The 26584-nt window shown below is 60.6% G+C and carries 22 protein-coding genes and 2 pseudogenes; 11 read left to right on the top strand and 13 right to left on the bottom strand.

Translation table 11 applies throughout. The features are described from left to right. Positions 1-17: 17 nt before the first annotated feature. The 6 genes from J4G43_RS39410 to J4G43_RS39385 all read left to right on the top strand — a co-directional run bounded on the left by J4G43_RS39410 (position 18) and on the right by J4G43_RS39385 (position 8901). Positions 18-656: a hypothetical protein gene (locus J4G43_RS39410; RefSeq protein WP_208088235.1), complete on the top strand. Its 639-nt coding sequence runs from the start codon at positions 18-20 to the stop codon at positions 654-656. Between the two features lie 543 nt (positions 657-1199). Next, a complete protein-coding gene (locus J4G43_RS39405; protein WP_208088234.1) occupies positions 1200-1724 on the top strand; it encodes a DDE-type integrase/transposase/recombinase in 525 nt (174 codons plus the stop codon). 921 nt (positions 1725-2645) lie between these two features. Further along, positions 2646-3386, top strand: coding sequence for a TnsA endonuclease N-terminal domain-containing protein (locus tag J4G43_RS39400; protein WP_208088233.1), 741 nt, complete (start codon positions 2646-2648; stop codon positions 3384-3386). Continuing rightward, complete coding sequence (locus tag J4G43_RS39395; protein WP_208088232.1) at positions 3376-5697, top strand: integrase catalytic domain-containing protein; 2322 nt, start codon at positions 3376-3378, stop codon at positions 5695-5697. The genes J4G43_RS39400 and J4G43_RS39395 overlap by 11 nt, the downstream gene beginning before the upstream one ends. 1 nt (position 5698) lies before the next feature. Then, positions 5699-6775: a TniB family NTP-binding protein gene (locus J4G43_RS39390; protein WP_038935068.1), complete on the top strand. Its 1077-nt coding sequence runs from the start codon at positions 5699-5701 to the stop codon at positions 6773-6775. A 14-nt stretch (positions 6776-6789) separates the two neighbouring features. Continuing rightward, complete coding sequence (locus tag J4G43_RS39385) at positions 6790-8901, top strand: TniQ family protein (RefSeq protein WP_208088231.1); 2112 nt, start codon at positions 6790-6792, stop codon at positions 8899-8901. A gap of 371 nt (positions 8902-9272) precedes the next feature. On the opposite strand, the pseudogene J4G43_RS39380 reads toward J4G43_RS39385, so the two are convergent. Further along, positions 9273-10482, bottom strand: a pseudogene (locus J4G43_RS39380) (ABC transporter substrate-binding protein). A gap of 170 nt (positions 10483-10652) precedes the next feature. After that, positions 10653-10886: pseudogene (locus J4G43_RS39375) on the bottom strand (SOS response-associated peptidase family protein); the annotation flags it as partial. A 284-nt stretch (positions 10887-11170) separates the two neighbouring features. Between J4G43_RS39375 and J4G43_RS39370 the strand changes: the two are divergent. Further along, on the top strand, positions 11171-11458 hold the full coding sequence (locus tag J4G43_RS39370; protein WP_208088230.1) for a hypothetical protein: 288 nt from the start codon (positions 11171-11173) through the stop codon (positions 11456-11458). Between the two features lie 134 nt (positions 11459-11592). Next, the gene (locus J4G43_RS39365) at positions 11593-12813 is read left to right on the top strand and encodes a hypothetical protein (protein WP_208088229.1); all 1221 of its coding nucleotides are present in this window, start codon (positions 11593-11595) and stop codon (positions 12811-12813) included. A 755-nt stretch (positions 12814-13568) separates the two neighbouring features. On the opposite strand, the gene J4G43_RS39360 is transcribed toward J4G43_RS39365, so the two are convergent. From J4G43_RS39360 to J4G43_RS39325, 8 genes are all read right to left on the bottom strand, one after another. Next, entirely contained in the window at positions 13569-13817 is a 249-nt protein-coding gene (locus J4G43_RS39360) for a hypothetical protein (RefSeq protein WP_208088228.1), read from the bottom strand. A gap of 252 nt (positions 13818-14069) precedes the next feature. Further along, positions 14070-14900: an ABC transporter permease gene (locus J4G43_RS39355; protein WP_208088227.1), complete on the bottom strand. Its 831-nt coding sequence runs from the start codon at positions 14898-14900 to the stop codon at positions 14070-14072. Beyond that, a complete protein-coding gene (locus J4G43_RS39350; RefSeq protein WP_208088226.1) occupies positions 14897-16159 on the bottom strand; it encodes an ABC transporter permease in 1263 nt (420 codons plus the stop codon). Before J4G43_RS39350 ends, J4G43_RS39355 begins: the two co-directional genes overlap by 4 nt. Before the next feature lie 22 nt (positions 16160-16181). Then, positions 16182-17201, bottom strand: a complete 1020-nt coding sequence (locus J4G43_RS39345; RefSeq protein WP_208088225.1) for an ABC transporter substrate-binding protein — start codon at positions 17199-17201, stop codon at positions 16182-16184. A 56-nt stretch (positions 17202-17257) separates the two neighbouring features. Next, positions 17258-18382: an ABC transporter ATP-binding protein gene (locus J4G43_RS39340; RefSeq protein ID WP_208088224.1), complete on the bottom strand. Its 1125-nt coding sequence runs from the start codon at positions 18380-18382 to the stop codon at positions 17258-17260. A gap of 129 nt (positions 18383-18511) precedes the next feature. Continuing rightward, positions 18512-20080 carry a DUF4403 family protein gene (locus J4G43_RS39335; protein ID WP_208088223.1) on the bottom strand — a complete coding sequence of 523 codons (1569 nt, stop codon included), beginning with the start codon at positions 20078-20080 and terminating at the stop codon, positions 18512-18514. Between the two features lie 137 nt (positions 20081-20217). Beyond that, complete coding sequence (locus tag J4G43_RS39330; protein ID WP_085405315.1) at positions 20218-20856, bottom strand: Vgb family protein; 639 nt, start codon at positions 20854-20856, stop codon at positions 20218-20220. Between the two features lie 28 nt (positions 20857-20884). After that, a complete protein-coding gene (locus J4G43_RS39325) occupies positions 20885-22105 on the bottom strand; it encodes a hypothetical protein (protein WP_014492918.1) in 1221 nt (406 codons plus the stop codon). Positions 22106-22255: 150 nt separating this feature from the next. On the opposite strand from J4G43_RS39325, the gene J4G43_RS39320 reads away from it, so the two are divergent. Together J4G43_RS39320 and J4G43_RS39315 are read left to right on the top strand one after the other, a co-directional pair. Beyond that, entirely contained in the window at positions 22256-23050 is a 795-nt protein-coding gene (locus J4G43_RS39320; protein WP_208088222.1) for a DUF899 domain-containing protein, read from the top strand. Beyond that, positions 23043-23312 carry a hypothetical protein gene (locus tag J4G43_RS39315; protein ID WP_208088221.1) on the top strand — a complete coding sequence of 90 codons (270 nt, stop codon included), beginning with the start codon at positions 23043-23045 and terminating at the stop codon, positions 23310-23312. The genes J4G43_RS39320 and J4G43_RS39315 overlap by 8 nt, the downstream gene beginning before the upstream one ends. Before the next feature lie 129 nt (positions 23313-23441). Here the strand turns inward: J4G43_RS39315 and J4G43_RS39310 are convergent, their stop codons facing one another. From J4G43_RS39310 to J4G43_RS39300, 3 genes are all read right to left on the bottom strand, one after another. After that, positions 23442-23774, bottom strand: a complete 333-nt coding sequence (locus J4G43_RS39310) for a GIY-YIG nuclease family protein (protein WP_208088220.1) — start codon at positions 23772-23774, stop codon at positions 23442-23444. 206 nt (positions 23775-23980) lie between these two features. After that, positions 23981-24403 carry a c-type cytochrome gene (locus tag J4G43_RS39305; protein ID WP_208088219.1) on the bottom strand — a complete coding sequence of 141 codons (423 nt, stop codon included), beginning with the start codon at positions 24401-24403 and terminating at the stop codon, positions 23981-23983. A gap of 110 nt (positions 24404-24513) precedes the next feature. Beyond that, the gene (locus J4G43_RS39300) at positions 24514-25221 is read right to left on the bottom strand and encodes a L,D-transpeptidase (RefSeq protein WP_208088218.1); all 708 of its coding nucleotides are present in this window, start codon (positions 25219-25221) and stop codon (positions 24514-24516) included. A 275-nt stretch (positions 25222-25496) separates the two neighbouring features. Here J4G43_RS39300 and J4G43_RS39295 point away from each other — a divergent pair, with 275 nt between their 5' ends. Beyond that, a complete protein-coding gene (locus tag J4G43_RS39295) occupies positions 25497-26549 on the top strand; it encodes a glycosyltransferase family 4 protein (RefSeq protein WP_085405124.1) in 1053 nt (350 codons plus the stop codon). The last annotated feature ends 35 nt before the right edge of the window (positions 26550-26584 follow it).

Below are 26584 nucleotides of genomic sequence, written 5' to 3'. Positions count from 1 at the left end.
TACCTCCGAGAGATGACATGTCCGACAACAGTCAAGTTAGAGGGCCCGAGCACTTCACCTCAGCTAAAACAACCGGGGCTATTCCTGTCCGTCATCCAGCGATCAGAGATGTTCTCATCCAGTGCTCCCTCAATCCTGCCATTCGCTTCATCGACTACGTCGAATCGGCTGTTGTTGGGGCGGATGAGGTGGATCTCGACGCAATCGTGGTGCGCGGCGAGGGTGGTTCAGTTCTCCTTGACGTCATTCCTGCTCGGCCGTTGCGTGACCTGGAGGAGGAAGGGCTTGCGCTCATTGCTCTTGGAGAGCTGAATCTCCCGACGCAGCGACTAACATCAGAAGACCTAATGCGTGAGCCTCGATATAGCAACTCGAAACTAGTTTGGTTGTACAACCGACATCATGTGCCCCTAGATCTGCGCATGCAGATATTGACCGTGCTTGCCGGTCATCCATCAATGCATTTGAGAAAGCTCCTCGAAGAGATTCAAGAAACCCGTTCTCGAGGAAGTCGGGCCGTTATGGCGCTAGCTTGTGCCGATGTCATAGAGCTAGATCTAGAAACCCAGCCGCTCGGCCCGACGACTACCGTGAAATCCCGCGGGGTCTTGCCGGTTAGAGTCGAGCCGCTCATCCCTTTTCCGCGAAAGATCTAGCCCAAGGATTCAATGAACGCCTGTTTAAAAAGCCTCCCCTCCAAACGTCCTCCTAGATGAGGCCGGCTCTTCGTGTCCGGCGAATTCTACCCGCACTGCATGGCGAGAGTGCGCTCCCAAAGCGATGCGCGGCTGCCGATCCTTCGCCCCATCAAGGATCTCACGTAATCGAATCCTTGATCTCTCAAGGATTCGATTACACGCCGTAATTGAATCATTGGAATGACGTCGCGGGCTCTCAAGGCGAAGGTCTCGGGCTCAAGGAATGAAAACGGGTGACAAATAGCCAAATTCCTGCTAAAACCACCCCTGAAGCTGTATAGAGATGCCACAACTTTTAATTGTACTACTGTTGTGCGGCGCAGCATCCTGCGCTTCCTTCGTAGATGGAGTCGCGAAGAAGAGGCTTTCGCTGAGGCAATCTCGATAGCGCCACGTCAAGGACGTCGAATGCGCATGCACGGGGTTGCGCGAGTTGGCGTTCATTTGTCAGTGGTTCGGGAATCTACGGCTGCGCGCCTTTGGTAGCGCGAGGGTATCGCCATGAACAAAAGGAAGCCCCATCAGCCAAAGTTCGTTGTCAAGCCTGATCTGCGCGATAGCTTCCAGGCCGCCGTGCGAGCCCACGAGTTCTGGGTAGTGAGCCTCGTCTACGAGCGATTAGCCACCGGGCGCAAGATTCAGGTGTTGACGATCGTCGATGCATTCTCGCGCTCTTTGCTGGCGCTGGAGCCGCGGTTCACATTCCGTGGCACTGACGTCGTGAAGAGGTTGGAGGCAGTCTGCAAGCAGGTCTGGCTGCCGCCGACAATCGTGATCGATCAACACAGCGAATTTGTGCTTCCGTCACGTGAGTTGGATCGTTGGGCCGGCGAGCATGACGTTATGCTCCGTTACACTTCCTGGATCAATCCGAGCATCAAAGGCAACATCGAGGCGTTCATTGGCCGATTTCGGCCCAAATGCCTAAACGCACTCCAGTTCATGAATCTAGCAGACGCTAAGAAGACGATGGAGGTTGGCGAAAATCCTACAACGAACATCGCCGGCCGTAACGATTGGCGATGACCGTCGATCATGCTGCTGAATCATGATTGCACAACCAAGCCATCGTTGTGAGAGGACCCAAAACTCTTCCGGTGGTTCCAAAGAGCGGTATCAGTCTAAATCAATCTGGGGCTCTATTCGATCGCCGCTCTGCGCGATGCTTGCCCGATTAAAAACTTCGACCGGAGTCTACGGGATCAGTCTTCTCTGACTGAGGCTGTCGATGCGGTAAGTCTGCGAAGGCCTGTTCGCCGTTTTAAGACGGATCGAAAAACTCGAGAATGCGTCGGCCTCAACGAACAACAGGAGTTGCAGATGAAGGTTTCGAGAAGTCGGATGGAAGAATCTTTGGAGCTGCGAAACGCTGCTTGCAGCATCTTGGAGCGTTTCGGCGCAGACATAATGATCCCTGACTCGAGCGGAAATTGCCATCGGTGCAAGGTAGTGAAGATCAATGGCTTGGAAATCATGCGCAGCCGGCCCTTTGGGGGTGAGTGGCAGCTCGACGTTTGGCGAGACAGAAAGGTCTTCAGCATTTCATGGACCGATTCCGGCCCCCTCTATGTTGCCGCGTTTTCCTCGGGTGATTGGCCGGGGCTCCTCTCCAAAACTGCTATCGAGTTCGGATGGAGACCGGCAATCAAGCTCCCTTCCGACGGATCTAACGAATTGCCGCTTGTTACTGGGATATCTATCGGTCGCAAGTGGGGCGGCGGGAAAACGCACTGAGCTCCAGCTCCCAATGCTTGGCAGATCGGCAAGCAAGAAAGGGGACATGCGAATGAGGGCTTTAAATTCGCGGGAAGCAGACTGGCTCCGCTCAATTGAGCAACGGTTGCTTGCCCAATCCTCCGACAACTGAGCTCAGCGGCAGGTTCCAGCTTCTAAAATGGTGACGCCACGCGCCGATGTGCCGCCGCGGGTAAAACAGGCGGAGGGCAAATGATCGAGAATTCCGAGTACGACGATATTGAGTTCGGCGTCGATGTACGCGAGATTCGCCGACGCGATGGGGGCCCCATGAGAGATGTAGTTCGCCTCCATCCTAATCTCGAAACGCGAATGTTTCCGTCGTGGAAGTCGCGCTGCCCAATTTACACGACGCTCAAGCTTGAGCGCCAGTACGTGACAGTCTTTGAGGTTGATGGGGCTGTTGAGTCCTATCGATCACAGCCGCTGACGCTGAAGTTTGCTCTAGACGGTCAGCCAGTCGAGTATACGCCCGACTTCGAGCTGAGGATTGCTCCCTGGAATGTTCGCGTAGAGACGAAGCCGAAGAAATTACTCCTTAGGAATCCGCAGCTCGCAAAAAAGCTTTTGGTGGTCAAGCGGCTCTACCAGTCCAGGGGGATTCCATTCTGGGTTTTGGATAAGGACAGGCTCCCGTCGTCAGATTGGATGGAGTCGGCTGCCGAGATCTCGCGCCTGGGTAAGACGGAGATTGATCCGCTCGATGAATATCGGGTTCTCACTGCGCTTCGCAGATACGGCGAATTGCCACTCGGAGCCTGCGCTGCTCTCGTGCAATCTCACGCTGCACCCATAAATGGGGTTCTGTCGATAATACTGCGATCGCGCCGGATCGAGGCGGAGATGAGCGGTACTGTGGACGAAACAACCCTCATTCGTCTGCGGCGGCTGTCGTCGTCCCCATTGCTCGCAGCACGCAATCATGATTCCTGAACTCGACCCCGACTCAGAGCTGCCATTCCCGAAATTTCAGAAGGGGCAGACAACTCTGGAGATTCGTGGGCGTGTCCATGCCATCGTTGGGCTTACCAAGGGCAAGCCGCGGCGTCTTTTGGTGCAGGATGAAGAGACTGGCGAGCCGGACGCGTTATCTTCCGAGCAATTCTGGCAGCTATACCACGACGACGAGCTCGCAATTGACGATCACGCCTTCGACGAGCTCCCAGAGCGGTTCCGATCCGCCCTCGACCATGTGGAGCCAACGGTCACTCGCGATGGTTGGCCCGCGTTTCGGCGCTTCAAATATCTCATCGCAGCTGATCGCGCTGGCGCTTCCAAAACCAATGAAGGCTTACAGCCCGTCGTCGATCGCGTGGCCGAGGAAATCGGGGATTTAGAGCGTCCAGCTCCAAAGACACTCGCGACGTGGATGCGAACGCGTGGAGCGCCTGGGCACAGGTTTGCCCGTCTTATGAGGGATCATGATGAGTTGAAGGGTCGCACCGACTGGCTCGAGGAAGAGGAAAATCTGATCACCGAAGAGACGATTGAGCTTTATTATAAGAACAATCGCCAGCTGCGGCCGAATGAGATCATCGAGGCAATAGGCGGCGAGATCGCGAAGCGCAACAAGACGCTTCGAACCGCATTGCAGATGGAAGATGCAACCTACAACGCATTGGACAAAGACGAACGGAGGAAGCTCGGCTTCCTCATCGAGCCCCATCCGACCACAATCTCTCGACGTATCGATCGGCACAAAGGCTACGAAACGAAAAAGAAGCGCGATGGGAAAAATGCCGGCGATGGGCAGTATATCGGTGTCGATAAGCCGCCTCCGATTGCAAAACATGCAAATCACGTCTGGTATATTGATCACACACGCCTAGACGGCCATTTGGCCTACAATGGCAAGACTAAACTTCCGATGGGCAGGCCGTGGCTTACGGTGGTTGTCGACGCCTACAGCCGGCTGATCGTCGGGTTCTACATCGGATACATACCACCATCGATACACTCCGTGGCCTTGGCGTTGAAAAACGCGATCAAGTCGAAGAGCTACGTTCGAAAAAAGTATCCCTCCATCGATCGCTTATGGCTCTCATTCGGATTGCCCGACGTTGTGGTCGTTGACCGTGCGCTTGAGTTCACCGGTCGCTCATTTGAACTAGCATGCGCTCAATTGGCAATCGAAGTTGTTTGGTGCCCGAGGAGAACTCCCCAATGGAAAGGGATTATCGAGAGGGCCATTCGCACGGTTAACACCAATTTCGTGGAGCTGCTTCCTGGCTCAACAAAGGGCGACGCACGGAAGCTAACGAAGCAAGAGCGCGACCCTTCTGCGGAGGCAGAGATTTCCTGTGAGGAGCTCCGATACAACTTCCACAAATGGGTGATTGCCGTCTACCCTCGCAAGAGACACACCGGACTGTTGGATCGTCCCGGGGACGTATATGAGCGTGGCATTCGGCTGAAGATACCGCGCGTGCCAGCAAGAGACTCGGACTTAGCTGTCCTAGGAATGTCGTTCTGGAGAACGCTGGATCGAAAGGGAATTCAGTTCCTTCACCGCAGGTACTGCGACAAGGAAAAGGTGTCGGCAATGCTCATTCGAGCGAAGAAGCCGAAGGTTCGCGTCCTCTTCATGGTAGATCCGGACAGCTTACGAGAAATCGTGGTGAGGGACCCCACAACGGGCGAACGCGTAGTGCTCCCCTGCCGAGTCGTGCTCCCTTGTCGAGACGACGACACTTCGCTGTGGGAGCACCGTAACATGCTGAAGTGGATGCGATTGAAGGGTTATGATCTGGCGGACCGCGAGAACTGGCTCATCGCCAAAAAGGAAATCCGCGACTCAATGTTGGCCAGACTGCTCAACTCCAAGGCCTCGCTCCGTTCACGGACTCGCGCGGCGCGCGAAGCGGAGGTCCGACGAGATTCAAAAACTGATCCAACAATATTAAATGAGCTCTACGGCGACGCTGCCGACGAAGAATGGCTGGAGCAGGAGTTTGTCAAGGCCGAGAGAGTGTTTCCTTCTGACGAGGACGAGCCGGTCGTTGCCGGCGCCCGGACCGCTAACTCCGAGACACAGAGCGGTGCTGGAATGTCCCAGTTCGGTCGTCGTGTGCCCCGACGAAAGACTGAGTCCAAGTCGAGATCGCGGCGGGCGCGAGGGGCCAGGCGATCGGCGTCAACCGAGAGCGAAGGGGATGTTCAAATCTCGGACGAAGAGGCCACGGAAGAGCAGCGTAAAGTTATGGCCGCGCTTAAGCGCCCGACTCTTAATAGGAAGGTGAACTAGAATGGAGCGTACGACGGGGATTGATTTGGAAGCGCTCAAGAGACATCGCTCGAAGGGAGATGCGGCTATTCGGAGGAGCGCGGCGCTTCACAGGGCTATTAAAGGTCTGATCGTGCTGAACGATCGGTGCGACGCAATCATGAATGAACTCGAATTTCTGCTCGCGTCAAGCGGCGGCACGGCAGAGTCGACGTGTCTGCCGCTTATCGCGCCAACCCGAGCTGGGAAAACCACGGCTATCAAGTTGTTCCTAGCGCTTCATCCGCCGCATCTGGACGAGAAGGGGCGGTTCAAGGAAGTGCCGGTACTCTATGTTCCTACTCCAGCTAGAGCCAGCGTAAACGACATTGCGGCGGCCGTCTTGTGGGCACTTGGCGATCCGGATCCCACGCAGGGCACGGAAAAGCAGCGTCTCCGCCGAATACACCACTACATTGAGAAGCTGAACGTCAGGATGATTATTTTTGATGAACTGCATCACTTGGTCAGTCGAAAGAATGACGAAGTAAATCATGACTCAGCCGAATGGATAAAACAGCTAATCAATGATGTCTCATGCGGATTCGTCGTCGCCGGAACGGAGCGGTTGGCAAGGATTTTTCTTGTCAACGACCAATTGACCGGACGAATTGGCGACTATGAGTTCCGAGTGGACCCCTACAACGTTTATGACCCTGAGGATTTCAAAGAATATCGCGGTTATCTGGCCAGCTTTGACCATGAAATAGTGGCAACGGGCGCGTTTTCAAAAATCGGTGGGCTGGCTGTAGTGGAGTTCGCGTCGCGGATCCTCTTGGCGAGTCAGGGCTGGCCCGGCTTCACAGCGAAACTCATCCACGCAGCAGCGAGAATAGGACTTGAGGAAGGTGCATCAAAAATGGAGATCAAGCATTTCGCGCGAGCGTTTGATAGCTTGATGCTGTTCATGAAGCGGGCGGGAAAAAATCCGTTTCGTGGAGGTCTGCTGGCTGCCAAGGAAGTGTGGCTGGACGACGAAACATTCGCGGCCCTCCTGGAACGATTGGAAGAAGAGCGACGCCGAAAGTTTAAGCGATATGATCGTGCTTCTTGGAAATAGCGAGGCCGCTTGTGATGTCCAAAGGAACCAATTGGCTTGACGCTCGCGGACTCTTTCTAGATGACCCTGTAGAGGGAAAGCAGCGGGAGACGCGGCCCTTTCCCGTGCAACTAGAGTTCCCGTACCCGCACGAAAGCCTGTTGAGTTATGTCGCTCGTGTAGGAACGGAAAATGGGCGTGACTACCTCGACCAAGTCCTCCGGATTTCGTTTCCTGGCCAACTTATCGGATGTAGCCTGCCGTTTTCGGGAATTGATCTGGAGCCGCTTTCGCAGCTATTGAATGTACCGCTCGATATACTGCGGGCCAAACTATATACAGGTCCGAGCAACGCAGCATCCCCGCGTCAAGTCGCTTGGCTAAACGGCCAAGAAATTCCTCGCAAATGTCTCTCAACTGGTCGCCGCCGTATTGCACCGATGAGTGTAGCCGAGCATGGATATCACCGTTCAATATGGGACGTGCTACCGCTTACTTGCTGCGTCGAAACCGGCGAGAAATTGATTGATCGATGCGTGTGCGGGAGGATCCTTACGTGGGGGAAAAACAATCTACAGAACTGCGGCGATCCCGCATGCCGCTTCGATCTTAGGGAGACGATCGCTTCGTTTGTCGAGCCGGAGCAGCTTCGGCAAATTCGAGTTCTCGCCAGTCTATATTCTCCGAACGTTAAGGAGCAGCAAGCCGCGAGGCGCCAAATCCCAGCTGAGTTGTCAGATCTCTCCAGCGCCGAACTTCTCGAACTCATTATTCTGTTTGCAGTCGCGCGTAGCGATCCAATCGGTTCGATCGCAAGAAGACGACGAATGAGCTTGTGCAATGGAAATTTTGTGAGCTGGACGACTGAGGAGTTGGTGGCCGGTATAGAGATTGTACTGGGGTTTCCTGCAAAATTCGATGAACTGCTGGATATGATGATAGAGCGAGCGCCGGAGCGACCTGGTCGTTGGAGTTGTGAGAAGTACGTTGGAGTACTGATCGAATTAACCGAGCAAAAGCCGTTTTCGGTCCGCGTCGTCAACAAGTTCAGATCTTACATTCCAGATGCATTGAATCGACGCTCGAGTGTGACCCTAAATACAAAGGTGAAGACCAGAGAGCCCAAATATCTGCACGACACAATTTCAATAACCGAGGCCTGCAAGAGGTATCGGCTGTATGGGCTGAACTATAACCGCATCTCCAAATTAACGAAGGTGCCGGGTTTCGTGAAAACGCCCGGAGGTCTGGCGCGCATGCCTGGCGTGCCAGTACTGCTGGACGCCCGGCAGGTTGGGGGAGCGGTGCAGCGCTTTTGGGATCTCGTCTCATTTTCGAACGCTGCGCTCGAGATGGGATTAAGCGTAACGAACTTGCGGCGTATCATTTCAGATGGCTTTCTCAGTTATGCGGACGGGCCGGAAGTTGCATTGTGCTGGCGTGGGAAGTCGTCGATCAGGCCAGCGTCTTACCTTTATCGTAGTCGGATCAAGGCCCTCTTTGAACAAATCGAAGCGAAGGCCAGAAAGTTGATGCAACCCGTTCACCTCGTGAATGGAGTGGCTAAGGTGCCTGATGGCACATATCTGGGTTTGAAGGCGGTCCTGGAGGGCAAGATCAGTGTCGGGGTCGATACCAACCAGACCAGCGCTGTGCATCGCCTGTTGGTCGAAGAGTCAGAATTCCGCTCGTATGCTTACTCGAAGGTTCCAAAGGGTGTTTGCGGGGATACTATTACCCTTCAAATGGCGACCGAAATCTTGAAGCTGAGGTGGTCAGTGGCAAGAGAGCTACTGGAAAGATCTGGTATTTACATCGAGAAGAATGGTGGGCGCAAAAGTGTAAAAAGCCGAAGGGTTAGGCGCGTCGACGTTCTCAGAATTGCGGAGGCGTACATATCGGAAGAGGCCGCGGCTGAGTTCCTTAGTACTTTCCCAGGACGCGTTGGGCGGCGTGTGTCGCGTCTGGGTGTGCGGCCCATCTTAATTTTAGAGAAGAGTGGCGCTGTGTTCTATGATCGCCACGAGATCTTTCGAAAGTGCGAGTGCGTCTTTGCTAGGCTGGAAGCATCGCGGGCCGGCATCAGTGTGCCATCGTGGCGACGGCGTGTCCCGGTTGGTCGTAGAGAACGTAGAAACGGACGATGATACGGCGATGGTAAAGGCCGCATGCCCGGGGTTCGGCAAAACCGAGGCGCCGCGATGCTTCCTCTATAGAGTTTTAGCAACCGAACCCGCCTCGGACGCGACGGCGTGGCCCGACGATTGTGGCCGACCGAATGACTCGGCTTATATGATGCTTATGATCAAATGGCTCGCCTTTTTCGCGAACTAGACTCGCAAAGAATGGAGCCGAAACCGAGAGTTCGTCGCATTTACTGTGGGTTACCTTAGCAGCTTTGACTCAGGTTCTCGGCAGTTGGACAGGCCGAAACGAAGCGCGCCCGGTTTTCGCCGGGCGCGCTGTCGTGTCTTTCGTCTTTCACCTCGCCCCGCTTGCGGGGAGAGGGAGAGGACGTTCAGTGCGTCACCAGCGGGCAGCCGCCTTTGTCGAGCGGGCGGAAGGCTTCGTCGCCGGGGACGGTGGCAATCAGCTTGTAGAGGTCCCACTCGCCCTTGGACTCCTCCGGCTTCTTCACCTCGAACAGATACATGTCGTGCACCATGCGGCCGTCGATGCGGATCTTGCCGTTCCTGGCGAAGAAGTCGTTGACCGGCGTTTTGCGCATCTGCTCCATCACCTTCGGCGCCTCGTCGGTCTTGATGGCCTCGATCGCCTTCAGATAGTGCATGGTCGCCGAGTAGAGACCGGCCTGGATCATGGTCGGCATATCCGACCTTCTCGTTGAACCGCTTCGAGAAGGCGCGCGTCTCCTCGTTCATGTCCCAGTAGAACGCGTCGGTGACGATCAGGCCCTGCGTTGCCTTGATGCCGAGCGAATGGGTGTCGGTGATCTCCTGGAGCAGCGCGATCATCTTCTGGCCGCCCTGAACGAGTCCGAACTCGGCCGCCTGCTTCAGCGCGTTGGTGGTATCGCCGCCGGCATTCGCCAGCGCGACCACCTTGGCCTTGGAGGCCTGGGCCTGCAGCAGGAAGGACGAGAAGTCCGAGGAGTTGAGGGGATGGCGGACCTCGCCGAGCACCTTGCCGCCGCTCTCCTTGACCACGTTGGCGGCGTCGCGCTGCAGCGCCATGCCGAAGGCGTAGTCGGCGGTGACGAAGAACCAGGTGTCCTCGCCGCGCTTCACCATCGCCTTGCCGGCGACGTTCGACAGCGCATAGGTGTCGTAGGTCCAGTGCACCGTGTTGGGCGAGCAGGCGACGCCGGTGATGTCGGACGAGCCGCCGCCGGAATTGATGTTGATCTTGTTCTTCTCGCGTGTCAGCGCCGAGATCGGCAGCGCCACCGAGGATGTCGGCACGTCGAAGATCGCGTCGACCTTGTCGTTGTCGTACCAGTTGCGGGCGATGTTGACGCCGACGTCGGGCTTGTTCTGGTGATCGGCGGCGACCACCTGCACCGGCTTGCCGGCGACCTTGGCGCCGTAATCGGCAACCGCCATCTCGACGGCGGCGAGCGAGCCCTTGCCGGTCGCGTCCGCATAGAGGCTCGACATGTCCGTGAGCACGCCGATCTTGACGACGTCGTCTGAGATCTGCGCCTGCGCGGCGCCTGACGTGGCGGCGAGAGCAAATCCGGCCGCGACGGCGGCGATGAGTTTTTGCATGTGTTTCTCCCTCAGCGTTGTTGTTTGGGTTTTGTTGCGGGGACCGTTCTAGCGACAATCGGTCGCGGCGGCAAAGCCCGAGATGCGCGAGGAGGGTTGAGAATAAGTAGGGGGCTGCGATGTTCTTACCCTCTCCCCTTGTGGGAGAGGGTGGCTCGCCGCGTAGCGCACGGCGCGCGCATCCAAACGTCGCGCTCCTCGTCGGTCGTCAGGATCACCGGCATCGCCTTGGGATGGATCGGCCCGACCACCGCGTTGGGCGATGTCGTGAGAAACCCGTAGACCTGATGCGGCCCCGGCACCGGCTTCGACTTCGTGCCGCGATCACCGCTGAACGTCGTCCAGATGCCAGCGAAGGCGAACAGCAGACGCTGCTCATTCAGTACGAACCAGACCGCATCCTTTTACGCTGATGCCGCAAGCCCAAGTCTTATGGCGATTGGCATACGCTTCGGCTATTAGCCGCTCCGACCGTGGTCTCGGTTGCCTTAGTGCGTTGACATAAATCAATGGTCGTTGGGCGATCCTGCCGCTTGCTACAACCCCACCGACGACCATTTGGATCGACTACCCGCACGCGAGCGGTCGGCGGAGCGGGACGGCTCCGACGCTCGCCCCCTAAACCCCGCGTCGGGAGCCGTCTCGTCTTGTGTGAGATTACCAATGCTGCAGATCACAGGAGATCGAAATGGAGCAGATTTTGATAAACCTTCTTGCAGGAGCGCTTGGCGGCGTTGGCGCAGGCAAGTCATCGCCGACATTTGATCTTGGGACCGCTGGTAACATCATTTCTGGTCTGGTCGGAGGCGGGGTTCTCGGGCAGGTCGTGACGTTGTTACTGCCATCGGTCGTAGCCGCAGCCCAGTCGGGTAATCTGACTGTCGGCGGCGTTATCTCGCAAGTAGTTGCCGGTGGCGCTGGCGGAGCCATACTCACTGCGCTCATTGGTGCAATCAAGAACAAAGCTGCTGCCTGACGGTCGGTGTCCCGGATGGCGAAAGGGGATTGCGGTGGTGGCGGATGCCCCAGCGCATCATGCTCAACTTGCGCCCGATGTCGGTGTTGCGCACCGCCGGAGCCGGATAATCAGAAATCTGCAGGAGACACCCCATGGGCTATTCTGTCGTAGATCTTGGTCCGATGCAGCCACAAGGAATAAGCAATCGAGGCGACGTCATCCTGACGGGCTCCGGGTTGAACCCGCCACACTTTGTCCGCCTCGTGGACGGCACTCTCATCACTCTTCCATCTGAGATCATAGCTGTACAGGCCATCAACAACGATCGCGTTGTCCTCGCCCTCGTGCAGGGCTCCACCGCGCGGGAGTACTCGCTTTACAATCTTGAAACGAATACGACCGAGCCGATCGCAATTCCGGGTTATCCCACAATTGTACAGCCGGTGCTGAATAATTCCGGCGATGTGGTGGGAACAGCGGCAAAGAGCCTGAACGTCTCGGATGATATGAGAGGTTTTATCTTCAACCGCAACACCCAGGCGGTTACTTGGGTGTTGCCAACGTTACCGTCGCAACCACCCGGATCGACGGCCTTCCTTGAATTGAAAGATATCAACGATCTTGGCCACGCGATCGGAGTTCAAGGGTGGGTACTAGGCTTCGATCAGCTCGAAGTGCCCGTCTTTTACGATGGTGCAAATCTGCGCGCGGTGGCAAATCCCACCTTCATGTCCAATGGAATTCGCATCACCAACGACGACAAGCTGTGGGTTTGGTTTTTTGGTCGGGGCGGCCCCGAAGTAGAGGCAATTTACGATGCCACCACCGACACACTCACGCCATTCTCAAATGGCCGCATTGTTGACCTCAATGCTAACGGTCAAATCTTGTTGGAGCACGAATTTAACTACTATCTTCAAAGCGGAGGGTTTATCACAGCAGTAAGCGATCTCTTCCCGTCCGGATCCGGTTGGAGTCCAGACTTTGCATTTCGAATGAATGATTCCGGGGCGATTGTTGGCTGGGGTGAACTACATACCAACGCTGGTTCCTCCGCCGGACGTGGATTTTTGTTGAGTCCCCCACCTCTCCGAATTCCGCGCGGCAAGCGGGACGATATTATCGCGATCATCCTCTGGGGCGTGATCAACTGCGGTCCCGGGGTAGCAATAATTGGGGGACATTTAGTCCGAATTCCACCTCACGGACCGCTGAACGAACTTATGGCCGCACTGCCTGAAGCCCTTCGCAACGAGCTGACGCCCGTGATCAAGGATGCGCATTTCAGGGAACCCACCGACGTGCGAGATTTTCGCAGACGGGTCACGTCTGTAATCTCAAGCTACTCGCGCCGTACATTCGGTCGCTCATGACGGCAGAAATGTAAACCAAGCAACCGACCATGCCATCAGCAAAATAATTCCTGCTCAGAATCACCGCTCACGTTCTGGAATGGCAGCACGGCGATGGATGGTCCGTCAAAAAGCGACGGCGGATGTGCTGCGACGAAACTGGATTGTACTACCCGGCTGCGCCATGCCCGGCAACGGTAAGCCGTCGTTCATCCGGCATCTGCACTAGAAAGCACACCTCAAAGTACCAACGGGCACGTCCGGGCGATGGCCGCTATCCGAAGTGAAATGTTGGATTGGGTCCGCAACGCAACCCGGGAAACCGCCAGGGCAAATATATTGAAAGGGTGGGGTCGCGCGGTACCCCCACATTTCTATGCCCCTCAGAGAACCCCAGCCCCGATTGGGTCCAGAGAGGTCCTCAATCGCAATGGGAGGGACGCTGAGCCTGCGATCTTGCATTTCGGACACAGCACAGCGCGGTGAGGATTTGGTCATCGGTCGGCCGCTTCATGTTGCCGCCATTTTATCTCAAAAGAAAAGGCCGCCTGCGTTGCCACAAGCGGCCCAAGTCTAGGGAGGAAACGCCCAAGGAGGGCAGCGATAGCGAGGTGGCTACCGCATACCCCCAGCTAAGACGATCGCGATCAGCGGCTCAATTAACGTAAGGGATGACGGACCTATACGAACGTTTATGGCGCTCGCCCCTTGAAGCCGAGCACTTCCGCACTCGTCCCGCACGCCGATCATCCGCATGGTCAGCATCACGGTGTGCCTTATTGTCGGTTCGTTGTGAACCTTGCGACGTTGCGACCGCCCGCATCATAGATCGTCGTCGTGTTGCCGGTCGTCGTCTCCCGGCTGATGACCCGGCCACTTCTGTCGTAGTTGATGACCGTGCCCTGGCTGTCGATCGCCGACCGAATGGCTACCCTGCCGGAAGCGTCGTAGATCGTGCGCTGTTGCGCCTGCGCTGCGCCGATCATCGCGAGCATCAACAGCGCCAGCACGATCGTCTCGGCCATTGGTCGCATCATCTGGTGATCGTAACAGAAGCGGGTGCAGACCGTCTCGGGCGTCATCGACAGACCCCGCAGGGACGCCCCGTGGCGCGCGTCCCTGCGCACGCTGGAGCCTTCTCGCTTCACGTCAGAATAGGATACACACAAGGATACATGAAAAACCCTGCCTGAAAAATTCCCTTGTAAATTCAAAGAGTTTAATGGGGTTTTCAAAAACGTCTTCTCCCACAAGGGGAGAAGGAAGAAAGACGCCTTTCAGGCGCTGCTGCCCTTGAGCCGTTCGTTAGGTCGGCGCAAGCCTTCCAGGGTCGCGAGGAGGATGACCGATACCGTCGTCAAGATCACCGCCGCTGCCGTGATGGTCGGACTGATGTTCTCGCGAATGCCGCTGAACATCTCGCGCGGCAGCGTGCGCTGCTCCGGGCCTGCCATGAACAGCACGATCACCACCTCGTCGAAGCTGGTCGCGAAGGCGAAGAGCGCACCCGAGGCCAGGCCGGGCAGGATCAGCGGCAGGATCACGCGGCGGAACGCATAAAGCGGCGAGGCGCCAAGCGAGGCGGCGGCGCGTGCCAGATTGGTGTCGAAGCTTTGCAGCGTCGCGCCGACCGTGATCACCACAAAGGGCGTCGCCAGCGCGGTGTGGGCCAGGATCAAGCCGAGATAACTGCCGGTCAGTCCGATCGGCGCGAAGAAGAAATAAAGACCGACCGCGGTGATGACGCCGGGCACGACGACCGGCGACAGCACGAAAGCCAGCACGAGCGGTTTGAACCGGCTCTTCCACTGCGCCAGCCCCAGCGCGGCCAGTGTGCCAAGCACCATGGACAGCAGGGTCGAGGCGACGCCGATAATCATGCTGTTCTTCAGCGAATTCATCCAGCGAGGCGAATTGATGAAGTCGTCGTACCAGCGCAGGGAGAGGCCCGGCAGCGGATAGGTGAGGTACGAGCCCGAGCTGAAGGACAGCGGCATGATCGCAAGGATCGGCGCGATCAGGAAGATGAACACCAGCGTGGAGATGATGATGGTCGCGGTCCACGCGATGCGCTGGCTGGGCGTGCGGAGGGAAGAATGATCGCTCAATTCTTCATCCCTCCCGTGACTTGCTGTCCCTGCACCAGCTTGCCGTAAACGAGAGCGAGCAGAAGAGTGGCCAGCAGCAGCACCGCACCCAACGCCGAAGCAAGGCCCCAATTGGCCGTCTCGGTCGTGTAGAGCGCGATGAAGTAGCTGATCATCTGATCGGCGGCGCCGCCGACGAGGGCCGGCGTGATGTAGTAGCCGAGCGCCAGGATGAAGACGAGCAGGCTTCCCGCGCCGATGCCGGGCAGGGTCTGAGGCAGGTAGATCCGCAGGAAGGCAGTGGTCGGTGGCGCACCGAGCGAGGCGGCGGCACGCATGTACGCAGGCGAGATCGCTTTCATGCTGCTGTACAGCGGCAGGATCATGAACGGCAGGAGAACGTGGGTCATGGCCACGCAGGCACCGAAGCGGTTGTAGATCAGCCGCAACGGCTCGTCGATGATGCCAAGCCAGTGCAGGCTGTCGTTCACGACGCCCTTGCTCTGCAACAAGACGATCCAGGCGCAGGTGCGGACCAGAAGCGACGTCCAGAACGGCAGCAGGACGAAGATCATCAGCAGGTTCGACCGGCCCGGCGGCAGCGTTGCCAGTAGGTACGCGACCGGGAAGCCGAGGATCAGGCAGAGTACCGTGACGCTGAAGCTGATGAGGAAGGTGCGGGCGAAGACGTTGCGGTAGATCGCCTGGTCTGATGCGGCCGCGACGACCGCACCATCGACGTTCCGCGTCAGGTCGAGCGCCGCCAGCAGATAGAAGCCGGTCACCGGGCCACTGGCATCCTTGATCGTCGTCCAGGTGGCCCGTTCGCGCCAGGCCGGATTGATCTTGCCCAGTGTCTCCCTGGCGGTGCCGGGTTCCGGCGCCGCCTTCAGATTGCGTGCCGTGCTGGCCAGGATCGTACGAAAACCGTTCAGGGCGTAGTTGAGCCGCTTGGCCGCGATGGCGATGGCGCCGGAGGCGCGCGCCGCCAGGATGTCGCTTGCCAGCGCCGTAAAGGCCTTTTCGTCCGGCAGGTCCTTGCCGTCCCAGTCGGCGAGAGCAGCGATGGTTTGCGGCAGAACCTGACGCACCTCGCGGTCATCGACCGCGCGCCACAGCATGCCGGCGATCGGGCCCGCGAAGGTGAAGAGCAGGAAGACGAGAAGTGGCAGCACCAGCGCCAATGCCTTGACCTGTCGTGTCCGCTCCGCACGCCTCAATCGGCGCTTGAGCGGCACCTCGGTCGACGCATTGGCGCCGGTCAGGAGCGCATCCGTCATTGGTCGAGCCTTGCAGGGCGCGTTACTTCGCGGCCCATTTGTTGAAGCGCTCGGTCAGGCGGTCGATGTTCTCGAGCCAGAAGCCAACATTGATCTCAACCGCGTTCTTGATGTTGTCAGGCGCTGTCGGCAGGTCCTTGAGAACGGCGGGCGCGAGCAGGGCGGCTGCGTCCTTGTTCGAGGTGCCATAGGCGATGTTCTGCGACAGCTTTGACTGGTTCTCCGCCTTGCCCGCGAAGTCCAGGAACTTGTAGGCCGCGTCCTTGTTCGGGCTGCCCTTCAGGATGACCCAGCTGTCGAGGGTGAAGAGCGCTCCGTCCCATACGATGCCAAAATTCTTCTTGTCGTTCTTGTTCGCGGTGTCGATGCGGCCATTGTAGACCGAGGTCATCGCCACCTCGCCGGAGGCGAGCAATTGCGGCGGCTGGGCGCCGGCCTTCCACCAGACGATGTCGCCCTTGATGGTGTCCAGCTTCTTGAACGCGCGCTCGACGCCCTCGTCGGTCGCCAGCACCTTGTAGACGTCCTTCGGTGCGACGCCGTGACGCAAGGCGCGCTTGCCCGGAATCTTTTTGGTGTCGAAGAAGTCGGCCCAGCCGTTGGGGGCGTCCTTCAGCTTGTCCTTGTCGTAGCCGAGAACGAAATCGTAAAGGATGGCGCCGACGCCGCAGGGATTGACCGACGGCGGGATATAGGCGGCCTCGCCGCCGATTTTGGAATAATCCATCTTCTCGAACAGGCCTTCCTCGCAGCCGACCGCGAGTTCGTCGCTCTCGACCTGGACGAGGTCCCAGGTGGCGGCACCACCCTGCACCTTGGCGCGCAACACGCCGACGCCGCCGTCCCAGGACTCGTCGTTCATCGCGACGCCGGCTGCCTTCTTGAACGGCTCGAAATAGACCTTCTTCTGGGCATCCTGATAGGCGCCGCCCCACGATACGACGGTGAGGTTACGCGCCTGCGCGACCGTGGCCAGCGCGGCGCTGGCGCTGAACGCCACGGCGAACCCCAGAGCAATCTTGCCAGTCTTGCGCTTCAGCATGGTCCTTGTTCCTTCTTCATCTGCGTTGCGTTGAGGTTGATCGATGCCGGTCCGGATCAGACGGGATCGAGGGCCAGGCAGTCCTCGGGACGGAAGGTGATGAATACGCTTTCACCAGATCTTAGATTGCCATGTCTCAATCCGTCATGCGTCCCCGGCTGAAGCTTAACCATGAACTCCCCGTTGCCGGCGACATCGAGCACGGCCAGCGCGTGGTCGCCGCGATAGATGGTGTTCTGCACCTTGGCCGGCAGCCGGTTCGGTCCCTCGCTGGAGGTGCCGTCCGGGATGATGGCGATCCGCTCCGGCCGCACCGACAGGGAGGTCGATGCGTCCGCGCCCGATACATTGACCGCCCGTGCGGTCACGGCGCCGCCACCAGCCAGCGTGACGCGGCAATAGTCCTTCTCGACCGTCTCGACGGTGCCGGACAGCACGTTGTTCTCACCGATGAAGTGAGCGACGAAGCTGTTCACCGGATGCTCATACAGCGCGTCGGGCCGGTCGATCTGCTGCACGATGCCGTCGTTGAACACGGCGATGCGATCCGACATGGTGAGCGCTTCGCTCTGATCGTGGGTGACGTAGACGACGGTGATGCCCATCGTCTCGTGCAGCTGCTTGATCTCCAGTTGCATCTGCTCCCGCAGGCGCTTGTCGAGGGCCCCCAGGGGCTCGTCCATCAGCACGAGCTGCGGATTGAAAACCAGCGCGCGGGCCAGCGCCACGCGCTGCTGCTGACCGCCGGACAGCTGCCCGGGCCGCCGGTGCGCCAGGGTTTCCATCTTGATCATGCGCAACGCCGCGTTGACGCGTTCCTGCGCCTCGGCCTTGGCCGTGTTGCGAACGGATAGCGGGAAGGCGATATTCTCCGCGATCGTCAGGTGCGGGAACAAGGCATAGTTCTGGAACACCATGCCGATGTCGCGCTTATGCGGCGGCACGTTCTTGATCGGCCGTTCGGCGAGGTAGATTTCGCCATGGGTTGGAACCTCGAAGCCGGCCAGCATCATCAGCGTGGTCGTCTTGCCCGAGCCCGACGGACCGAGCAGGGTGACGAACTCGCCCTTCCTGATTTCGAGATCGAGGTTCTTCACCACGAGGTGCTCGCCATCGTAGGTCTTCTGAATGCCGGAAAAGCGCACCAGCGCCGGCGCAGGCGTGACCATGCCGGCTTCCATGTTGTCCTCGCGTTGTCCCCTGCAGTGCTGTCAGCACCTCGTTCGAGGTTGCGAGAAACAGCTTAGCATCCTCCGACGAGAATGCCAGCGGCGCAAGCGACGCGCGCGGGTCCGGCGAGTGAAGACGCGCTACATCCCCGACAGCTTCGTCACGTAGACGTTCAGCGAGCCGCCGGCTTCGGCGACGATGCGCAGCGTCTTGGAATCGAAGGCGATGTCGGCGAGGGTCAGGCTGTCGATCTTGGCGTCGACCTTGAGGCCATCCTCGCTCTTCTGGTAGTCGGCGATCGCGGCCGCGATCTTCTCGCGCGCATTGGCGGCGATTGGCTTCAGATCGAGCGTCGCTTTCTGCACCAAGGCCTGCTGCATCTGCGGCACCACCGCGCGTGCGGCCGCGCCGAGCAGGCCGAAGGCGGCCTCGGATTCCACCGCGAGCTGGATGTCGGCGAGCCGCAGCGTCTGCTGCGCCTGGTCGAGCATCGGTCGGCCCCAGATGTGCACGGTCGCTTCGGCGCCGAGACCGAGCCAGCTCTTCTTTTCGTTGGCGCGCACCAGCAGCGAGATCAGGAGACGATCGCCCGACGGCACCACGTTGACGCCTTTCACGGTGACGTCGACCGGACCGGAGCCGTCCTCGGGATAGGTGTGGCCGACCATCTGCGCCGCGATCAGCTTGTTGATCTCGGTGAAGGGCACGTCGATCGGCACGCCGATGTTCACGCCGGTGCCGGTCGGGGGCACGATCGAGATCTTGTCGGGGAAGGGACAGTCCGGCTTGGTCGACGTCGAGGTTACGCGCGTCTCGAGCTCGAGGCCGAGCAGCAGCGTCACGTTCTGCGCGTCGACGCGCGGCTGCGCCGCGATGGCACGGGTCGGTTTCATCTCGAGCCAGAGCGGCGGCAGCGCGGCCGAGGAGCCCGAGCCCTGCAGCGGGATCGAGCGGCAGGCCTTGGCCCATTGCAGCTTCGCATTGTCGCGCAGCGAGGGATCGTTGCGGATGCGCTCGGAGACGATGTTGATCTGCTCGCCGACATTCTTGTCGATCAGCGGCTTCACCTGCGCCGGCACGTTGACCTTGGCGCCGGAGACGTTGAGGTTCGTGTCGCCGAGATTGACCTGGGCGCCGAGATTTGGCTCGAGATGCCAGTTGGCCGCGAGCTTCGGGCGCGAGGTGACGACCACGTTGCCCTTGATCTCGGCGCTGGCGTTCAAATTCTTGATGTTGACCGCGCCGATCCGTTTCGCTGCGTCACCGCCGAGCACGCTGCCCAGCGCGTCGCCAAGCGCGCCGGTGGCTTTCGACGACAGCGAGCCCGTCACGTTGAGCTTGCCGTTGAGCGGCGTCGAGATCGTCAGCACGTCCTTGTCGCCGGCAGCCGCCATCGGCCCGCGCACGGCGGACCAGCCGATGTCGGCATTCTCCAGGATCTGCGAAATCGGGTTGTCGGCCTTGCCGGCGAAATTGCGCGGCGCGGCTTTCTCGGCCTGTTCACGGATCGCCGATATCGCGATCGCAACCGGCGCCACCACGATCGAGCTCTTCGCGACCTGCGGCAGCGGCGGCAATTGTGCGACCGGCGGCGCAGTCGTCGCCGCGCGCGGCGACAGCCAGTCCATCGCCTTCAGGCTGACGAAAAACGACGCCGCGAGCACCGCCACGGCGATCAAGACAGTCTTCAAGTTCAGCGTCAGTCGCATCAATCCCCCAAGCCGCCCAGGTCCGGAAGTCTACAGGGCAGGCGAGGGGGGCGCTAGAGCGCACGGGTGGGGTGGAATTGGGGCGAACAGATTAACGGCTGCGGCAGCATCGGTGCCGCGCATCCGTCATCGCGCACCTAGCTGCGCCTCGGGCGGCGGACCGCCCTCACATTGCCGCGATCGCCGCCGCCGCAAAAGAAGCGGTCGCCGCCGTCGGACTCCAATCCTGAAACCATCGTCCCGGCGGGCAGGTCGAGCTGCTCCAGCACCTTGCCGGTCTCAGGATCAATCCGGCGCAAATCGCTTTCCTCGCCCTCCCAGGTGCCATGCCAGAGCTCGCCGTCGACCCAGGTGACGCCGGTCACGAAGCGCTTGCTTTCGATGGTGCGGAGGATCTTTCCCGTTTCCGGATCGACCTGATGGATCTTGCGCTCGCGATACTGACCGACCCACAGCGAGCCCTCCGCCCAGGCCAATCCGGAATCGCCGCCGCCGCCCGGGGCCGGAATCGTGCTGATCACCTTGCCGGTCGCGGCGTCGATCTTCTGGATGCGATCCTCGGCGATCTGGAACAGGTGCCGGCCGTCGAATGCCGTCCCCGCATGCGCGGCGACATCGATGGAGCGTGCGATCCTGCCGTTGGCCGGATCGACCGCATTCAGCTTGTCGCCGGATGCGAACCAGACATGGGTGCCGTCATAGGTGACGCCATGCACGGCCTCGACACCCGCGAAAGGTCCGTACTCCCTGACGATCTCGGCGGCGGAACGCTTCATGTGCTTGATCCCTGTGATGTGATCCAATTTACGCCTTCAGGAGCGGTCCGGGGAGTAACAAGCCTGTCGGGAAACCCGGGACGGGCGGGGTCATCCAGCGCCGCGCCCGGCCGTGTCCGAACGATTGCACCTTGTTCGACCGCGCCAGCTCGTCGAGGGCCCGCTGCACCGTGCGCGCGCTTGTTCCCAGCGCCAGCGCGAGCGCCGAGCTCGACCAGGGCTCGCCGTCGGAGAGGACGGCGAGCACAGCGGCGTGCTTCTCCTCGACGGGGCGTGCCAGCACGAGGACGTCGCGCGTCTTGCGCGGCGCCAGCACAAAACCCTGCTTCGTCGCGCTGATGTCGGCCAGCGGCTTGAGCTGGGTGCGGAGCCGCCCGATCTCCACGCGCAACCGCGCGCGATGCGATTCGTCGGCGTGCTTCGCCCGGAACGCGCCTGATATCAGCGCCTCTCGCGAGACGTCGGCAGGCCATGCCTGCGCCAGGAGGCGGGCGAGCGCGAACAGCACCGGGCGCGTTCCGAGCGATACGATGCGGCCTTGCCTGCGCAGGGCATGATGAAAGGTGTCCACGACGAGCGCCGTCGAGGTCGCCAGTCTCTCGACCTCCCCGAGCAGCAACGGGTGTTCGCTGCCGCGCGCGATCAGGCGCGCCGCCGGCGTGTCGAGGATGAGGTTCGCGCTGTCGACCTCGGCCACGAGCGCCGGGATCTTCGCCTGCCGAGCTGCGTGGGCCGCGCGGTTGAGCGCCGCGCGCGCATCTTTTGCTCTCAGCCGTCTGATGGCGATGCCGGCGACCACGAGCTCGCGGACCACTTGCGATGCAGGCGGGAGCGGGGAGGGGCTGAGCTCGGCCAGCGTGCGCTCGGCTTCGTCGAGCTGCCCGACGAGGAGGAGGCGGCGCGCCTCGATGTGGCCCGCATGGGCTGCATTGGCGAGATCGCCGTGCTGTTCGAGCGTTGCGCGGGCCGCCGCGAGCGTTTTCACCGGCCAGCTCAGGTCGCGCGAGACGAGCGCGATCTCGGCTTCGGCCACCACGCATCTCGCGCGCGCCACCGCCTCTCTTGGACCGAACGCGCGCGCGGCACTCCGCAGCAGCGTCTTCGCTTTCGCGAGATCGCCGAGCTGCGCCATCGCGATGCCGCGTAGCGCCAGCGACGGTGCATCGTTGCGCAGCGCAACGCGGTTGAGCGCGCCGAGCGGATCGCCGGCCTCTAACGCGCGCGCGGCGGCCGTGATCAGCGACTCCATTCAAATCCCGCCACACTTGTTACTCCCACCGCGCAACCGCTTGGTGCCAGAAATCGTTGACGGCCGACAATGTGCGGCGAGGGGCGAGCGGTTCCGCGTCTGTCATAGCGCGACGCGGAATGACCGCCCGGACAAGAGGAATGGAGAGCCATGATGACATCAGCAGACAACGCAGGGACTAACGGACAGGCCGCCATGCAAACACCGCCGGTGGTGTCGCCGCAGGACTGGGAGGCCGCCCGTCAGCAACTGCTCGTGAAGGAAAAGGCGCATACCCGTGCCCGCGACGCCCTCGCCGCCGAGCGCCGGCGCATGCCGTGGATGGACGTCACCAAAATCTATGCGTTCGAGGGGCCCGGCGGCAAGATCAGTCTGGTGGATCTGTTCCAGGGCCGGCGGCAGCTGATCGTCTACCGGGCCTTCTTCGAGCCGGGCGTGTTCGGCTGGCCCGATCAAGCCTGCCGGGGCTGCTCCATGGTGGCCGACCAGGTCGCCCATGTCTCGCATCTGAACGCCCGCGACACCACGCTCGTGTTCGCCTCGCGCGCGCCCCAGGCCGACATCATCAGGCTGAAGCAGCGGATGGGCTGGACCATGCCCTGGGTCACCGTCACCGACAGTTTCGATGCCGATTTCGGCGTCGACGAATGGCACGGCACCAACGTGTTCTACCGCGACGGCGACCGCATCTTCCGCACCTACTTCATCAAGAGCCGCGGCGACGAGCAGATGGGCGGCACCTGGAACTATCTCGACATCACCCCGCTCGGCCGGCAGGAGGTCTGGGAGGACTCGCCAAAGGGCTATCCGCAGACGCCAACCTACAAATGGTGGAACTGGCACGACAGCTACGCGGAAGGCGCCGCGCCGGACAAGAAGTGGGTCGAGATCTCGACGGCCGGCGAGAAGGCTTTTCGCGAGGAGGCCGCGGAAGGCCGTGACTAGTCCCGCCAACGTGGCCGCCGGCGCGAGCCGCGATGGCGTGGTGGCCGCACGCCACCTCGCCAGATGGCTGGCTCTGGCGGCGACGCCGACCTTCGCGATCATGGCCGTGCTGACGGCCGTGCTCGGAGGCCCGGCGGACATGCTGTGTGCCGCCGGGTACGGCCCTGTGCTGAGTGGGATGGTGCCGATGTATCTGCTGATGAGCGCGTTTCATTCGGCGGCCTGGCTGAGGCTGATCGCGGAGCGGCGAAGGGCGCGGTAAGCGGCTTCCGGTGTGAACGCCTCGTCCTTCGAGACGCGCGCGAGAGCGCGCTCCTCAGGATGAGGCTAACCAGCCCTCGTAGGTTCGTGCAGGTCCTTCGAGGAAAACCTCGAGCTGCGCACTCCGCCCTCATCCTGAGGAGCCCGCCTGAGGCGGGCGTCTCGAAGGATGATGAGATCCGCGCTTCGCCAATTCATGCAGCTCGGCAAAATCGTCGCGCATGAAGGCTTCCTTCTTGGCGCGGCTCCATTTCTTGAGTTTGCGCTCGCATTCGATCGCGTCAGTAATCCGGACGAACCATTGCGAGAAGACCAGGGTCACGGGCCTGCGTGACTTCGTATAGCCGCCGAACGTGCCGGCGTTGTGCTGCGCGATTCTGAGCTCAAGCTCGGTACGCGTCGTGCCGATGTAATAGCTACCGTCGACGCATCTGAGAATGTAGAGGTACGCGCCTTCTGTCATCGTGCCCGCCCCATCCTTCGAGACGACCGCTTCGCGGTCTCCTCAGGATGAGGCTAACTGGCATCCGTGACGTGGTGCAAGCACTGTGGACAGATTTGCGGCCACGCACTCCGCCCTCATCCTGAGGAGCCCGCCGGAGGCGGGCGTCTCGAAGGATGCGCCACAATCGCATCGCAAACCAAAATGCAGCGGTGCACCGTGGCCCGCTACTGTGAACCCGACGTCGCCTGCAGATAAGCAACCACCTTGGCCGCGTCCTCCGCGGAGACGCCGCCATATGGCTGCATCTTGTTGCCGGACACGACCTCATCCGGCTTGACCATGAAGCGGGTCAGCTTGTCCCGGTCCCAGACGAAGCCGGCGTCCTTCATCGACGGGGAGTAGTTGTAGTTCGGCAGCGAGCCGGCCTTGCGTCCCACGATCTTGTTGAGATTGGGACCGAGGCGATTGTCGCCATCCTTCACCGAGTGGCAGGTGCGACAGGAATTGTTGAAAGCCCGCTGGGCCGCCTCGTCGTTCACCGGCTGCTGGGCGAGCGAATAGGGCGCCGACAGGAGCAGCGTCAATGCGCCGGCACCGACGATCGGGCGCAGCCATGGACCGGGCGACATCTGCAGGCGTGATCGCATCCGCGCCTCCGAACAGTGCTTCTCCAGGCGAGGCCGCCCGGAGAGCATGATGCAAACGAAAACGGCCCCGGTGGGTTCCGGGGCCGTTTGCGTCACAATGTCCTGTCGCGTTAGCGCGTCGCGGCGCCGAGGTCCGCGCGGCGTTCCGTCATCGGCAGCACGATCACCTTGGTGCCGACGTTGACGCGGGAGTAGAGGTCGGTGACGTCGTCATTGGTCAGGCGGATGCAGCCGGACGAGACGTGCTTGCCGATCGTGTCGGGGGCGTTGGTGCCGTGGATGCGGTAGATGGTGCCGCCGAGATACATGGCGCGGGCGCCGAGCGGATTGCCGGGGCCGCCGGCCATGTGGCGCGGCAGATAGGGCTGGCGGGCGATCATTTCCGGCGGCGGGGTCCAATCCGGCCACTCGGCCTTCTTGGTCACCGACTGCACGCCTGACCAGGTGAAGCCGTCGCGGCCGACGCCGATGCCGTAGCGAACGGCCTGGCCGTTGCCGAGCACGTAATAGAGATAGGTGTTGGGCGTATCGATGATGATGGTGCCCGGCGCCTCGCGTGTCGCGTAGGAGACGGTCTGGCGGCGGAAGCGGGCCGGCATCTCGACCGCATCCTGATCCTGGGACGGCGCGGCCTGGTAAGGCGTCGCCTGATAGGGCTGGTACGGCTGCGGCGCGGCCATCGGCGGCAGCGGCTGGAAGAACGGGAAGAGCTGCACGGGCGCAGCCTTGGCCGGACCGGCAAATGCGATTGCGGAGATCGCGATGGCGCTGAGCGCAACGGCGCGCGAATACGTCTTGAACGTGTCCAGATTGATCATTGATCGCCCCTGTTTGATCGGTGTTTCTTGACCACCGCGGCACCGTTTCGGTGCTCCGTTGCCCAAATCACTAACGACAAAACGTTTCGGGAGCTTTGCGCGGAAAACCGAAAACGGTTTCATGGCGGAAAGGATTTGTTTCATGACGGTTTCGTGGCGGCGCGGACCCGTTAACCAACAAAACAGCGGGCCGACACTTCTGTGACGTCACACGCCTGAAATATCCGTGGTTGATGGTCCTAAGCCGAGAATCATCAAACTCTCGGGATTTCCCCATGCGGGTATTAATCGCGACTGACGCCTGGCATCCGCAGGTCAACGGTGTGGTCCGGACGCTGACCTCGCTGGCGAACGCGGCCAAGGCGCTCGACGTAGAGATCGACTTCCTCACCCCGGACGGCTTTCGGTCCTGGCCGCTGCCGACCTATCCGGGCCTGCGCATCGCGCTGCCGAGCGGTAAGGAGATCGCGCGGCGGATCGAGAAGGCGGCGCCGGAAGCGCTGCACATCGCGACCGAGGGGCCGATCGGCTGGGCCGCGCGCGCCTATTGCCGCCGCAACCGCCTTGCCTTCACCACCTCCTACACGACGCGCTTTCCCGAATACGTCTCGGTGCGGACCGGCATCCCTGATGCCGTCGGCTATGCCGTGCTGCGCCACTTCCACGATGCCGCCGCGATGACAATGGTGGCGACGCCTTCGCTGCGGCAGGAGCTCTCCGAGCGCGGCTTCAAGCGGCTCGGCTTCTGGACGCGCGGCGTCAACACCGAGCTGTTTCATCCAGACAGTCCGGCCAAGCTCGATTTGCCGGGCCCGATCTTCATGACCATGGGCCGCGTTGCGGTGGAGAAGAACCTCGAAGCGTTCCTCTCGCTCGACCTGCCCGGTACCAAGGTCGTCGTCGGCGACGGCCCGCAGAAGGCGGCGCTCGAAAAGAAATATCCGGATGCCGTCTTCCTCGGCGAGAAGAAGGGCGCGGATCTGACCGCGCATCTCGCCGCCGCCGATGTCTTCGTCTTCCCGAGCCTGACCGACACGTTCGGTGTGGTGCAGCTCGAGGCGCTCGCCTGCGGCACGCCGGTGGCGGCGTTTCCGGTGACAGGCCCCAAGGACGTCATCGCCGATCACCCGATCGGCGCGATCGACCATGATCTGCGTACCGCGTGCCTGCGCGCGCTCACCATGTCGCGCGAGACCTGCCGCAACTTCGCGCTGGAGCGTTCCTGGGAAAACAGCGCGCGTCAGTTCGTCGGAAATCTCACCTCACTTCAGCCCAGCCGCATCCTGCGCGCCTCGCCGGTCATGGCGCGGCGGCCGGTGCGCGGCTGATCTGCAACGTTTGACCCACAGCGAGAACCTCATCG

Source organism: Bradyrhizobium barranii subsp. barranii, assembly GCF_017565645.3.
Lineage (GTDB): Bacteria > Pseudomonadota > Alphaproteobacteria > Rhizobiales > Xanthobacteraceae > Bradyrhizobium > Bradyrhizobium barranii.
The sequence above is the reverse complement of the archived record's forward strand: the minus strand, read 5'-3'. Positions and strand labels throughout refer to the sequence as shown.